The organism is Bacillus sp. RCC_6_1, from assembly GCF_041360755.1.
GTDB lineage: Bacteria > Bacillota > Bacilli > Bacillales > Bacillaceae_G > Bacillus_A > Bacillus_A cereus.
The window spans coordinates 420926-434828 of record NZ_JBFUPV010000001.1 but is presented as its reverse complement, the minus strand read 5'-3'; the positions used below and the strand labels follow the sequence as shown (position 1 = coordinate 434828).

Below are 13903 nucleotides of genomic sequence, written 5' to 3'. Positions count from 1 at the left end.
ATGCGGATATATGACGATTAAATGGATTGATTGGGTAAAACAAATACAATCTATAGCTCAAGCAGGTTTAACGTATTCTAAGGATGTGTATGATATTGAACGTTTCCAGCAATTACGAGATATTTCTATTTCAATGATGTCACATTACACGAAAACAGATTGGGAAATCGTAGAGAAGTTATTTGCAAGTGAGACAGGCTATCAAACACCTAAAGTTGATATAAGAGCGGTTGTTTTTCAAAATGAAAAGTTATTATTTGTGAAAGAAAAAAGCGATGGGAAATGGGCATTGCCAGGTGGATGGGCTGATGTCGGTTATACGCCAACCGAAGTTGCAGCAAAAGAAGTTTTCGAAGAGACTGGTTATGAGGTAGATCATTTTAAGTTACTAGCTATATTTGATAAAGAAAAACATCAACCATCTCCATCGGCGACGCATGTATATAAGATTTTCATTGGATGCGAGATTATTGGTGGAGAAAAGAAAACTAGCATTGAAACAGAAGAGGTGGAGTTTTTTGGTGAAAATGAATTGCCTAATTTATCAATTGCTAGAAATACAGAAGACCAAATTAAAGAGATGTTTGCCTACATGAAAGACCCGCAGAAAGAGAAATTAATAGATTAATCCTGCTTGAATTGTACATATTGTTAAAATGAAGATATTGGCAGATTGCAGCCTTTATGTAATAATGGGATGGTATGTGAAGAAAAAAGGAGATAAAAAAGAACATGTTAGCAAACATAATAGATCAGTTATTGCAATTTTTTGCAAGCTTAGGTTACTTTGGAGTAGCTCTTGCTTTAATGATTGAAGTAATCCCGAGTGAAATTGTACTTTCGTATGCTGGCTTTTTAGTAGCAAATGGTAAAATTAGTTTTGTGGGTGCAGTTATCGCCGGAACGATTGGTGGTACTTTAGCGCAAATCTTTTTATACTGGCTTGGATACTACGGAGGGCGTCCGGTTGTAGAGAAATATGGGAAATATCTACTTATTAATAAACATCATTTAGACATAGCGGAAGGTTGGTTTAAGCGTTATGGAGCAGGTGTAATATTTTCTGCGCGCTTTATCCCAGTAGTACGTCATGCGATCTCTATTCCAGCAGGACTAGCTAAGATGCCATTAAAACTATTTACACTTTATACGGTTGTAGCGATCATTCCATGGTCAATTCTATTTATATACTTAGGTGAAAAACTTGGTGGGAATTGGCGACAAATTAAAGAGTATGCATCTGATTACACACATTACATAATTATAGGAGCTGTTCTTTTTATTGCTCTATACTTTGGTTTAAAGTATTTCAAAAAGAAAAAAGCAGCGCGTTAAAGTCAATGATTTTTCATTGGCTTTTTTTGTTTGTTTCGGTTCTAAAGAAAAGGAGTTGTCCATAATGTGTAATAATAAAGCGTAGCGGAGGAATGTGATGAAAGGGTCACCGTTTATACGTGGAACGATATTTTTAACGATGGCAACGATGATATCAAAAATGTTAGGGTTTATATATGTTATACCATTTACAGCGATGGTCGGTACGAGTGGTTACGTTCTATACACATACGCATATCGTCCTTATACCATCATGCTCAGCATAGCAACAATGGGATTACCGCTAGCTGTTTCAAAGATGGTATCAAAATATGATCAACTGAATGATTATCATACGGTTAAGAGAGTGTTGAAAAGTGGAATCGTGTTTATGTTTATAATGGGAGTCATTTCGTGTTTTACGTTATATATGCTAGCTCCGCATTTAGCTAAACTTGTCATCGATGGGAATGATCAAACGGGGAATAGTGTAGGAGCGGTTACTACTAATATTCGAATTGTAAGTTTTGCGTTAATACTTGTGCCAGTAATGAGTTTATTAAGGGGCTTCTTTCAAGGATTCCAATCGATGGGGCCTTCTGCATTAAGTGTCGTTGTAGAGCAATTTTTTCGGGTTTTAACCATTTTAATAGGAAGCTTTGTCGTTTTATATGTTTTAAAAGCTTCTGTTTCGCTAGCAGTTGGTATTTCAACGTTCGGTGCCTTTATGGGAGCTGTAGGTGGATTAACTGTTTTAAGTGCGTATTATATGAGAAGGAGAAGGCACTTAAAGAAAAAAGAAATGGCAAGTATACCACAAACAACGAAATCTTTTTTCTCGCTTTATAAGGAGCTCTTTACATATTCTATTCCTTTTGTTGTAGTAGGCTTAGCAATTCCGTTGTATCAGACGATTGATACATTTACAATTAATAAACTACTTATACAGATAGGGTATATGCAAGGCGAAGCGGAAAAAATTAATGCGATAATTGGCCTTGTTCAAATGGTTGTGCTTATCCCGGTATCCGTTGCGACAGCTTTTAGTATGTCTCTCGTACCAGAGATGACGAAAGCTTACACAGCAGGAAATACGAAGCTATTGTACAAACATTTTACGAGAACAAATGTATTAGTAGTAGCAATTACGGTACCGGCGGCAATTGGAATGATGGTGTTAGCCAAGCCTGTATATACCCTTTTATTTGGTGCTGGAAATGATCCAGAGATGGGGAGAATCATTTTACAGTATTATGCTCCTGCTTGCATACTATTTTCTCTTTTTACAGTAACGGCTGCTATGCTACAAGGAATCAATCAACAGCAGAAGACGGTGCTAGGACTAGTGATTGGAATTATTGTGAAGATAGTTTTAAATATTGTATTGCTTCCGTATTTCGATTATGTAAGTTTTATCATTTCAACATACGCGGGCTATACGATTTCAGTCGGGTTTAACTTGTGGATGCTTTCTAAATATGTTATAAAGGCAACATAAGCTTTTAAGGCAGAGAGCACTCTGTCTTTTTCTATGTTTATCCCGCTCTAACGGGCAGTAAGATCCTCATCTCAAAATTCAGCGAAAGAAAAGAAGTTTGGTTGGGGGCGGGCAGCCTGTAAAAGCCCGATTGGTGAGGGCTGAAAATCAGTGGGGGGATGAAGCCCCCACTGATTAAAGTTTCACTTTATAATATTTTTCTTATAAAAACGTTTTCAAAATAATTTTTCTATTGAAATTTAAACGTATGTTTCATATGCTGAGAATGGCGGTTTAAAAACTGTGATTTAAGAGAGGTAGATTCCTACATGTAAAAAGAATCGGGGTGATAGTATGTTAAATATATATTTAACAGACCGAAACGGAAAACTACAAGAGATTGAGGAAATGCAAAAGGGGTGCTGGATTAATGTACTTCATCCAACAGAAGAAGAAATTCAATATCTAGTACAAACTTTAAATGTAGACTTAGATTTCATTAAAGACCCTTTGGATGATGAAGAACGCTCTCGTATTGAAAAGGAAGACAATAATACTTTAATTATCGTCGATATTCCGACAGTTAGACATGACGAAGAAGGAAATTCGATTTATGACACGATTCCAATAGGTATGATTGTGATGCCGGATTGTTTTGTTACAATCTGCTTAGAAGAGAATCCAATTTTTGAACGTTTTATTAATCAACGTATTAAAGAATTTTATACGTTTAAGAAGACGCGCTTTGCACTTCAGCTCTTATATACAATTTCTACTTATTATTTAAGATACTTAAAGCAAATAAATCGAAAAACAATTGATTTAGAGCATCAATTAAATCAGTCAATGAAAAATAAAGAGATTTTCACATTGTTAGGCCTTGAGAAAAGTTTAGTATACTTTACAACGTCATTAAAGGCTAATAAAATTGTAATTCAAAAGTTAATGCGTAATAGTACATTTTTAAAAATGTATGAAGACGATCAAGATTTATTAGAAGATGTATTAATTGAAAATAAACAGGCTATTGAAATGGCGGAAATATATAGTCACATTTTAAGTGGAATGATGAATACTTTTAGCTCCGTTATATCAAATAATTTAAATAGTGTTATGAAACTGTTAACGTCAATTACGATCATTTTATCTTTACCGACGATGGTTTCTAGTTTCTTTGGAATGAACGTAAAGGTTCCGTTTGAAGGAGAAGCCCACGGTTTTGTAATTGTACTCATCATATGTGTAACACTATCTTTCACGTTAGCTTTTGTTTTTTGGAAGAAACGTTACTTTTAACGATAAGAAAGCTGCTCTAGCATAGTTATATAACTACGCTAGAGCAGCTTTTTTGCTATGAAATCTCAAATTTTGAATAGAATATAACTTGTACAATGTAATGTATATAAAGGGTATGTATGTCATATAAACCTTGTCCAATTAATGAAATGGGGTTAAAATTACATATTGTTAATGAAAAGTTGGAGGAAATACATCATGGAATTGTTTCAATTACCGAAAGCATTCCTGCAAATGAATACAATTTTTATTTCCATATTAATCGAAGCACTTCCGTTTGTGCTCATTGGTGTATTTATTTCAGGATTCATTCAAATGTTTGTGACAGAAGATATGGTGGCAAAATGGATGCCGAAGAACCGATTTCTGTCTGTTTTATTAGCTACTTTTTTAGGCATGTTGTTTCCAGGTTGTGAATGTGGGATTGTTCCGATTGTAAGACGATTAATTGGAAAAGGCGTTCCACCATACGCAGGGATTGCATTTATGTTAACTGGACCTATTATTAATCCAGTTGTATTATTTGCTACTTATGTTGCCTTTGGGAGTAGTATGCACATGGTATGGTATCGTTCTATTGTAGCGATTATCGTAGCCATTATCGTTGGAATTATATTATCCTTTATGTTTAAAGAACATCAATTAAGAGATGATCACTTCCCAGAAGTGAATAATAAGCGTCCACTGCGTAAAAAAATGTGGGATGTATGTACACACGCTGTTGAGGAATTCTTCTCAATGGGAAAATATTTAGTACTAGGTGCGTTAATTGCAGCAGCGGTACAAACGTTTGTACAAACTTCAACACTTCTTGCTATTGGACAAGGTCCGTTTTCTTCATCAGCTGTTATGATGGGACTTGCTTATATATTATCACTTTGTTCAGAGGCAGATGCATTTATCGCTTCTTCGTTCCAAAGTACGTTTTCAACAGCTTCACTTGTCGCGTTCCTCGTTTACGGACCGATGGTGGATATTAAAAATATGTTTATGATGCTTGCGACATTTAAAACGAAATTTGTAATTGTTGTTATAGTTACAGTTACTCTTGTTGTTTATGCAAGCTCACTACTCATTTATGCGATGGGGTGGTAGGTTATGTTTCGAGCATATATATTATTAGGTTTTACAATATTAATTGCGCAACTGCATATTTCCGGTAACATTACGAAGTATATCAATATGAAGTATGCCTATTTATCAACAACAGCAGCAATTATTTTAGGTTTCTTAACGATTATACAAATTATCGTCGTTTTCCAAAAAGAGCACCAAAAGGAAAAAGAGAAAAATGATTGCAGTTGCGATCATAGCCATTGCGGGCATGATCATTCAAAAGATGAGAATACATGGTGGAAAAAAGCATTTTCGTACTCATTGTTTTGTTTTCCAATTATCTCAGGGTTATTTTTCCCAATTGCGACGCTAGATTCGGATATTGTTAAAGCGAAGGGCTTTCACTTTCCTGTTGCACAAGCAGAAAGTAAGGATCCATTTATGACAAGACAATTCCTAAGACCTGATACGAGCATTTATTACGGGAAAGAAGGATACCGCGGTGTAATGGAAAAAGGGAAGAAAGAGTTTGTTACGAAAGACAATATTAATTTGAAAGATGAAGACTTCCTAAAGGGTATGGAAACAATTTATAATTATCCTGGCGAGTTTACTGGGAAAAAATTATCTTTTAAAGGGTTTGTTTTTAGAGATGATTCTTCTAAAAAAGAACAATACTTCTTATTCCGTTTCGGTATTATACATTGCGTAGCAGATTCTGGTGTGTATGGTATGTTAGTGAAAAAACCAGAAGGCGTAGAGTGGAATAATGATGACTGGATTCAAGTAGAAGGAGAGATAACTACTGAGTTTTATCAGCCGTTTCATGCGAATATTCCTGTATTAGAAGTAACAAAATGGAATAAAGTTGAACAGCCGAAAGAACAATATGTATTTAGAGGAGCCGATTGATAAAATCGGTTCTTTTTTGTGGACTAAAAGTTCTGAATGTTGTTAATATTAAACGTGTAGTTCATTTAGTATAGTGATTATTGAAATATTAGGGATAGATCATTAAAGGGGTGATAACAATGACAGAAGTAAAGGGGAAAACAGCCAATGAGTCAAGGGTGTTCAAAACGAGCCGAGTCTTCCCAACGGATTTAAATGATCATAACACGCTATTTGGTGGGAAGATATTAGCGGAGATGGATATGGTTGCTTCTATTTCAGCATCCAGACATTCAAGAAAGGAATGTGTCACAGCATCTATGGACTGGGTCGATTTCTTACATCCTGTTCGTTCTTCAGATTGTGTTAGTTATGAATCTTTCGTAATTTGGACGGGAAGAACTTCGATGGAAGTGTTTGTGAAGGTAGTGGCTGAAGATTTAATTTCAGGTGAGAAGCGTATAGCGGCAACGTCATTCGTTACTTTTGTGGCACTTAGTAAGGAAAATAATCCAGTTCCAGTACCGCGTGTTATCCCTGAAACCGAAGAAGAGAAAGAATTACATCGTATTGCTGTGTTACGTGCAGAACAGCGTCATATACGTAAGGCAGAGAGTAAGAAAGTAGCCACATTGTTAACCTTTTGAGATGAATATTTAGCCATTTAAGTTACTATAGCAGTCGGAAATGGTTTTAAAATGAAAAGCGGACACCTAAAATAGGTGTCCGCTTTTATAGTTTTTTCATCCACATATCATATGACAGTAGCTACTTAGCAGAAGCAAGCAGCACCGACGATGATTAAGAGGATAAATAATACGACTAATAGCGCAAATCCATTACCATGTGCGAAGCCCATTGTTATTTCCTCCTTTTATTTTAAGATACAACATACAATATGCAAATGAGCTATTGTTTGATATGGACATATATCATGCAATGACATATTTTCTTGAATGATAATGTAATAAAAAAGGGAAGATATAGAAATAACAGTAAGTGGAGAAAGGAATTTATCCATGAAGCACTTTTTCGCTATAATCCTTTGTTTAATAGGTGTATTCATTTGGATGAACATCGATGTGGAAATGGGGAAGGAAATGGCTAGTGAATATGAATTAGGACAAGTTCGATTAGGTGAATTTCAACTATATACGAACGGTGAAGAGTTATATAGAAAATTATTTGACGATATAAACGATGCAGGAAAGTATATATATATCCATTTTTATATTGTAGGAAAAGACGAAATAAGCCAAGAGTTTTTACAGTTATTAGAGAAAAAAGCATCTAGCGGAGTAGAAGTGAAATTGTCAGTCGATCGGGTAGGCGGATATAAGCTGAAGAAAAAGGTAATTAGCCGATTAAAAGAAAACGGTGTGAAGTTTACATTTAGTAAAAAACCGAAACTGAAAAATATGTTCTATTCTTTGCATCAACGAAATCATAGACGTATTGTTACGATAGATGGAAAGGTATCATACGTCGGTGGCTTTAATATCGGAAAGGAGTACCTTGGACAAGATCCAAAGTTTGGGCCATGGCGTGATTATCACGTGCGTATCCATGGTGAGGGTGCAGTGGATATGGAAAGAAAGTTCGCCGAAGATTGGAAAGAAGATACAGGAGAAAAAATGCCTATACATGAAAGTATACCTACATTAGGGAATGTGAAATATCAATATTTATTTTCAAATGGAAAAGGCTTATGGGAAAAATATGGAGCACTATTAAAGCAGGCTAAAAAGTCTTTAATTATCGCTACACCATATTTTGTACCAAGTAAAGAAATGGTGAAAGAGTTAAAAGCTGCATTAAATCGTGGTGTTAATGTGAAAATTCTCGTGCCATTTAAAAGTGATGCCATATTGTTAAAACAAGCTGCCTATCCATATTTGAAAGATATGTTACATGCTGGAGCGGAGATTTATCAATATCGAAATGGATTTTTTCATGGGAAAGTAACAATTATTGATGGAGAAATTGTTGATATTGGGACAGCGAATTTTGATAATAGAAGTTTTTATTTAAATTGTGAGTCTAACTGTATCATATATGATAAAACCGTTGTTGATGAAGTATGGAGTCGATTACAGGTAGACTTTCATAAATCAAAACGATTTTCTGAAGAAGATTTTGAGAAAATTAGTAGATGGGATTGGTTTTTAGCAAGAATAGCGAATGTTTTAGCATCATATTTATAGTATATGGACAAAAGAGAAGGGAGGCGCTTTAATGGACTGTATGAAAGAATTAATGAGATATAGTTATATACTAATATACAAGGTTGGAGAGTATGCTGGAAAGGTCAGAGACGAAGAATTAAAAAATCTATTACAGCACCATTTACCATATATGTTACAAGCATATAATGAACAAGTAAATTTTCAAGAAGGAGAGAATGTGCAACATATAACCTGTGAAACAACGGAGTTTGATTTGCATGAAATGGAAAAGGAAACAGTTAGTAAATATACAGGGGATATTCATATTGCAACCAGTTATATTGCGCACTTGAAACGATTAGCTTTAAAGTTTGCTCAAGTTGCAGTGGAAGTTGCTAATCCAGAGTTTCGCTCATTTTTGGAAAATTGTTTCCTGAAAATGAACCGTTACGCTTATAGTGTGTGGCAATATGTTATGAAGAAGGAATATAAGATTACACATCTATATGAAAATGAAAAGTTTGCATGAGAAACTAAGGCGAAATGGTATGCGCCTTAGTTTTTTTACGTCCATTGAGAGAAAAAACTAGTTTTATTGTGTATCGATTGGAAATGAAATATATAAATTAAAATTAGGATTTGTTATCAGAAGATTTACAAAAATTTACCGTATATTTACTGTTTTTCAATCTCTCCTTTAAAAATAGAGAGTAATATGAGGTTGTACATATTCTATCACAAGGAGGAAACGCAAATGAATAAATGGGTTAAATCATTAACTGCTATGGCACTTGCAAGTTCTTTATTAATGGTAGGTTGTAGTAAAGGTGAGGACAAGAAGAAAGAAGACGACACAACAACACAACAAGAGGATAAAAAGGATAAAGAAACAAGCGGAACCGAGAAGTCTACTGATTCTAAAGAAAAGAAATAAAGTAATAATAAAGCTTCCTCTCATATATGAGGAAGCTTTTTTGTTGTAAATTGACTGAGATTATTGAAAAATAGAAAGAGAATGAAAGAGGGGGAAAACAAATGAAAGTATGTATATTGGGAGCAACAGGACGAGTAGGTTCAAACATAATTAATTTAGCATTAAAGGATTCAGCTGAAGTGACTGCATTAGCGCGTGATTTAAATAGAATAGAAATACAACATGAAAGGCTACGAGTGATAGAAGGTAATGTATTGAACGAAAATGATATAAAGAAAGTGATAGAAGGAAGCGATATAGTAATTAGTGCACTTGGAACGGATCAAAATGGAACATTAGGGAAGAGTATGCCACAAATCATTAAGCAAATGGAAGAAGAAGGAGTTCGTAGAATCATAACAATAGGAACAGCTGGTATTTTACAAGCAAGAACAAATCTAAATTTATATCGTTTTCAATCAACGGAATCAAAAAGGAAAACGACAACGGCAGCGGAAGATCATTTGGCTGCATATAAAGTACTAAGTAATAGTAATAATTTATGTTGGACAGTTGTTTGTCCGACACATTTAATAGATGGTGAGGCGACAGAGGTATATCGAACTGAAAAAGATATATTGCCAGAGGGTGGATCAAAAATTACAGTGGGTGATACAGCACACTTTGCATGGGATCTATGTAAGAAAAACATATATGAAAATAGTCGAGTAGGTATTGCATATTAAAAAACCATCCCGAAGTCGGGATGGTTAAAAGATGATATAACACAAGAAGATGATAATCATAATGATTTGGAGAATTGCTTTCGCTACTGTACTGCTTAAAAAACCAACTACAGTAGCGACTCCAACTAGAAAGGCATCTTTTGGCGCTTTTTTATGCACTAGTTCTGTTATAAATACTGATAAGAACGGTATGATAATAAGTCCGAATGGTGGGAAGAAGAACGATCCGACAATGATAGAAATCATTCCGACACGTTCGCCCCATTTAGAACTACCGTATTTTTTTAAGAAATATCCATTTGCAATAAAATCAGCAACGAAAATGAAAAGAGTAAAAATGACTTGAATAATCCAAAAAGAAGTTGTTAATTCGCCTCCATTTATACCGAAATGGTAAATCAAATATCCAGCCCAGACAGCTAGTATGCCAGGGATAATTGGATAAATAAAGGCGAGAAATGAAACAACGAAACAGGCAATGATACAAATTGTTAATAAAACAGTCACTTTATAGCTCCTTTTTAATATCTAGTTTATGTACAGCAACTTTTTTGACTTGATGGCCATCAAGTTCTAATACTTTAAATTGAAAACCAGCATATTCAATGGAATAGCCAGCTTCAATATTTAAGTCAACTGCTTGAGAAAGAAGCCATCCTCCGATTGTATCTAAATCACTATCATCAATATGTAGGCCAAACATATCATTTACTTCAGAAATAAGCACCTTTCCATCTAAAACAGTAAGCTTAGGTGTACGCTTTTCAATCATAGGTGATTCATCCGCATCGAATTCATCTTGAATTTCTCCAATGATTTCTTCAAGAATATCTTCCATCGTTAAAAGTCCGGCAGTACCACCATATTCATCCATAACGATTGCCATCTGAACGCGATTTTTTTGAAGATGGACTAACGTTTTACGAATTGGAACTGTTTCAAATACAGTTAGAACAGGATGTATATAAGATTCAAGTGGTTTATAAATACCTTTCGTTTGATCATGGAATACTTCTTTCGTATTGATCATCCCAATGATATCATCTTTATCTTTTTCGATAATTGGATAGCGTGTATATTTTTCAGTAGCGACGATATCCATATTTTCTTCTAACGTATTTTCAGTAGATAAGCAAATCATTTCGGTACGAGGAACCATAATTTCTTTTGCAACTCGATCATCAAATTCAAAAATGTTATTTACATATTTATATTCGGTTTGGTTTATTTCACCGCTTTTAAAACTTTCACCTAAAATGAGTCGCAATTCCTCTTCAGAATGAGCAAGTTCACTTTCTTTCGCAGGTTCTAATCCGAGTAATTTTGTGAAAAATATAGCTGTACTATTGAGTAGCCAAATGAATGGGTACATAATTTTATCAAATAAAATAAGCGGTCTTGCAAATTTGAGTGTGATTGCTTCTGCTTTTTGAATTGCGAAAGACTTTGGAACTAATTCACCTAATACAACGTGGAAAAATGTAATAACACTAAAAGCAATAACAAAAGATAAAGTGTTAGCCATTGTTCCAGTAATATTAATTTTTTCAAAGAGCGGTCGTAGTATATGTTCCACAGTCGGTTCACCAAGCCAACCAAGCCCTAAAGAAGTGATTGTAATTCCGAGCTGACAAGCTGATAAATAAACATCTAAATTAGATAGGACGCTTCTTGCAGCTAAAGCTTGTTTATTACCTTCATTTGCAAGTTGGTCAATTCGACTTTTTCGTACTTTTACAACAGCGAATTCTGATGCAACGAAAAAGCCAGAAATAAGAATAAGTACAAAGATGAGAAAAATATTTAATATGTCCAAGCGTGTTCTCCATTCCAAGGTTTGGAATAAAGATGTCACCTCCTGCAATTATGTTATACTTTTATAATAAATCCAAATGAAAAGAATAGTCAAAGGAAAAGGGTAAATATTGGTATGTTTCTGTAATAGTTTTTGAATTTGCTGTTATTTTGTCCGCTATACAAAAGGAATAACCCCCTACTTTTAGATTATAGAGGGTTATTTTAAATTAAGGTTTTGGAACACTTCTCGTTAAAGTGTATGACTGTTGCTTGGAGTAGTTTGTGGTCCATAGTGTTTGAAGGAAAGAAAGTATGCTATATGGGATATAGAGTAGTAATAAGCCGATTGTAACAATTATGGGTGAATTTCCGCCAAATTGAACGATAAATTGTAACAGTCCATTTGCATGAAAAACGCATTCCATAAAAACGAATGAAAGAATAATGGAACCTAAAATTGATTTATGATTCGAAGTAAGCGCCAAAAACAATGTATCCACAAGAAAAGAATCATGTTTTATTTCATATTCATTTGTGTTTTTTAAGAAAGGAATCCATTTTTTTACTGCTTGCATAACGATAATCATGGAAGTACTACATACGATGATAAATGATGAGTAGTAAGGAAGGTTTATAAATTGTGCGATGTATAGAAGTAGTAATAAGACTGAACATTGTAATACTACAGTGCAAAAAGAGTAAGGTATCCATTTCAATACAGTAGTAAACTTTTTAAACGAATTAGGTACTTTGAAAAATAAATGGCCGATACCCAAACTTATGAAAAATCCGATCGCAAGGGTAAAAGTAAAACGAACAATCGATATAAAATATATTTCCCATATGTAAGGGAATAATGGTGTTGAATGATTAGAAGTATGTATCATTTGGTTTGCTGAGAAAAAGATAGATTCATGCATCCAATCAACCTTTGGAATTGATATAGAAGAAAGCTGTGCGAAGTTTTGAAAAATGCTAATAAATCCATTTTGATAAGAATAATTGTGTGTAATAAAAAGAGCTGGAATAGGACTTATGGCAAAAATAACAATAATACCAATTATAAATTTACATATATGTGAGCGTAATAAGGACATATAACCACCTACTCTTAGAATATTCAGAAAATTCTTATTCTTATTTTAGCTTTTTTTGAAAGAAGTTACAATATATTTTTCATTCAGTAATTCAGAGAGAAGATTTGATAGCAAAAATATGCAAGTGAAGGATTCATGAATAAATTATGACAAGAAAATGAATAATTTTCAGAAAAATAAAATAAATTATTTATTTTTTTCTGAAAATATAATATAGTTATGGCACAGAAAGTATTTTAACATAAGGAGGCTTTTTATGAGGATTAAAGGGAATTACGTGCCGAAAAGGGAAGTTTTACTGTGCTCAAGTTCGATTACGATAGGGGAAGCGTTAGAGCATTTAAATAAAACGGGGTATCGTTGTGTACCAGTTTTAGATGAAAAAAAAGAGAAATTTTTAGGGAATATATATAAAGTAGATATTTTAGAATATAAAGGATCACTTGATGAGAGTGTAATACAATTATTAAACGATAAAGAAGGATTTGTGAGAGAAGATTCATCTTTCTTTAAAGTATTTTTTACAATAAAAAAATTGCCTTATTTATCAGTAGTTGACGAAAAAGGGGTTTTCCTTGGAATTTTAACGCATAAAAAAGTTTTTGAGTTATTAGAGGATGCATGGGGTGTTCACTCTAGTAAATACTCTGTCATGATTGGAACGCAAGACTATAATGGAGCAATCCAAAAGTTATCGACAGTTTTAAAGAAATACACTGGTATTCAAAGTTTGATGACTTTTGATAATGATGCCTTATTAGTTCGTAGAATTATGTTTACATTAGGAGAAGAGTTTAACGACGGTGAATTAGAGACATTATTGAAAGATTTAGAAGATCACGGATTTAGAGTTGTGTATGTGGAAGAGATGAAAAATCCACGTGAAGTTGAAACGATAGAGTAACATACAAAAGCCATCTAAATTATATTAGATGGCTTTTGTATGTTACGTGTATAAAGTTATTTGAAAATAACGATCGAATAATAGGTGAGATTATAACAATATTTGTGTAAGAGAATAAAAAATGTAGATAATTTCGATTTTCAAAAAAATCAATTTGAAAATATGTTTTTATTTTGCAACTAAATATGTTACTATATGTGTGATAAAAACAAAGAGGTCTGACATCTACACTCCACGTAATAACACT

General features: G+C 33.8%; 16 protein-coding genes. 12 read left to right on the top strand and 4 right to left on the bottom strand.

Translation table 11 applies throughout. The features are described 5' to 3' along the window. The first annotated feature begins 10 nt into the window (after positions 1 to 10). The 7 genes from AB6801_RS02150 to AB6801_RS02120 all read left to right on the top strand — a co-directional run bounded on the left by AB6801_RS02150 (position 11) and on the right by AB6801_RS02120 (position 6681). The gene (locus AB6801_RS02150; RefSeq protein ID WP_000153576.1) at positions 11 to 628 is read left to right on the top strand and encodes an NUDIX hydrolase N-terminal domain-containing protein; all 618 of its coding nucleotides are present in this window, start codon (positions 11 to 13) and stop codon (positions 626 to 628) included. A 104-nt stretch (positions 629 to 732) separates the two neighbouring features. Continuing rightward, a complete protein-coding gene (uptA, locus tag AB6801_RS02145; protein WP_000880691.1) occupies positions 733 to 1335 on the top strand; it encodes an undecaprenyl phosphate transporter UptA in 603 nt (200 codons plus the stop codon). Positions 1336 to 1432: 97 nt separating this feature from the next. Further along, positions 1433 to 2812 carry a putative polysaccharide biosynthesis protein gene (locus AB6801_RS02140; protein ID WP_000678847.1) on the top strand — a complete coding sequence of 460 codons (1380 nt, stop codon included), beginning with the start codon at positions 1433 to 1435 and terminating at the stop codon, positions 2810 to 2812. Between the two features lie 333 nt (positions 2813 to 3145). Beyond that, a complete protein-coding gene (locus AB6801_RS02135) occupies positions 3146 to 4087 on the top strand; it encodes a magnesium transporter CorA family protein (RefSeq protein WP_000932389.1) in 942 nt (313 codons plus the stop codon). A gap of 198 nt (positions 4088 to 4285) precedes the next feature. After that, positions 4286 to 5182 (top strand): permease, encoded by an 897-nt coding sequence (locus tag AB6801_RS02130; protein WP_000418716.1) that lies wholly within the window; start codon positions 4286 to 4288, stop codon positions 5180 to 5182. A gap of 3 nt (positions 5183 to 5185) precedes the next feature. Further along, positions 5186 to 6055, top strand: coding sequence for a TIGR03943 family putative permease subunit (locus AB6801_RS02125; protein WP_000488043.1), 870 nt, complete (start codon positions 5186 to 5188; stop codon positions 6053 to 6055). 119 nt (positions 6056 to 6174) lie between these two features. Next, positions 6175 to 6681 (top strand): acyl-CoA thioesterase, encoded by a 507-nt coding sequence (locus AB6801_RS02120; RefSeq protein WP_000141164.1) that lies wholly within the window; start codon positions 6175 to 6177, stop codon positions 6679 to 6681. 125 nt (positions 6682 to 6806) lie between these two features. Here AB6801_RS02120 and AB6801_RS02115 read toward each other — a convergent pair whose 3' ends face one another. Beyond that, entirely contained in the window at positions 6807 to 6893 is an 87-nt protein-coding gene (locus AB6801_RS02115) for a YjcZ family sporulation protein (RefSeq protein WP_000505094.1), read from the bottom strand. A gap of 160 nt (positions 6894 to 7053) precedes the next feature. Between AB6801_RS02115 and cls the strand changes: the two genes are divergently transcribed. From cls to AB6801_RS02095, 4 genes are all read left to right on the top strand, one after another. Beyond that, entirely contained in the window at positions 7054 to 8238 is a 1185-nt protein-coding gene (gene cls, locus AB6801_RS02110; protein ID WP_061654776.1) for a cardiolipin synthase, read from the top strand. Between the two features lie 31 nt (positions 8239 to 8269). Then, positions 8270 to 8728, top strand: a complete 459-nt coding sequence (locus AB6801_RS02105) for a spore coat protein (protein ID WP_000340535.1) — start codon at positions 8270 to 8272, stop codon at positions 8726 to 8728. 225 nt (positions 8729 to 8953) lie between these two features. Beyond that, positions 8954 to 9133 (top strand): hypothetical protein, encoded by a 180-nt coding sequence (locus AB6801_RS02100; RefSeq protein WP_001045960.1) that lies wholly within the window; start codon positions 8954 to 8956, stop codon positions 9131 to 9133. 101 nt (positions 9134 to 9234) lie between these two features. After that, a complete protein-coding gene (locus AB6801_RS02095) occupies positions 9235 to 9858 on the top strand; it encodes an NAD(P)-dependent oxidoreductase (protein WP_000861653.1) in 624 nt (207 codons plus the stop codon). A 24-nt stretch (positions 9859 to 9882) separates the two neighbouring features. On the opposite strand, the gene AB6801_RS02090 is transcribed toward AB6801_RS02095, so the two are convergent. The 3 genes from AB6801_RS02090 to AB6801_RS02080 form a co-directional block, all read right to left on the bottom strand. Further along, positions 9883 to 10365 carry a DUF456 domain-containing protein gene (locus tag AB6801_RS02090; RefSeq protein ID WP_000217338.1) on the bottom strand — a complete coding sequence of 161 codons (483 nt, stop codon included), beginning with the start codon at positions 10363 to 10365 and terminating at the stop codon, positions 9883 to 9885. Between the two features lies 1 nt (position 10366). Next, on the bottom strand, positions 10367 to 11674 hold the full coding sequence (locus AB6801_RS02085; protein WP_000353738.1) for a hemolysin family protein: 1308 nt from the start codon (positions 11672 to 11674) through the stop codon (positions 10367 to 10369). Positions 11675 to 11882: 208 nt separating this feature from the next. Next, on the bottom strand, positions 11883 to 12752 hold the full coding sequence (locus tag AB6801_RS02080) for a hypothetical protein (protein ID WP_000055260.1): 870 nt from the start codon (positions 12750 to 12752) through the stop codon (positions 11883 to 11885). Positions 12753 to 13008: 256 nt separating this feature from the next. Here AB6801_RS02080 and cbpA point away from each other — a divergent pair, with 256 nt between their 5' ends. Then, positions 13009 to 13656: a cyclic di-AMP binding protein CbpA gene (gene cbpA, locus AB6801_RS02075; protein ID WP_001220526.1), complete on the top strand. Its 648-nt coding sequence runs from the start codon at positions 13009 to 13011 to the stop codon at positions 13654 to 13656. Positions 13657 to 13903: the final 247 nt, after the last annotated feature.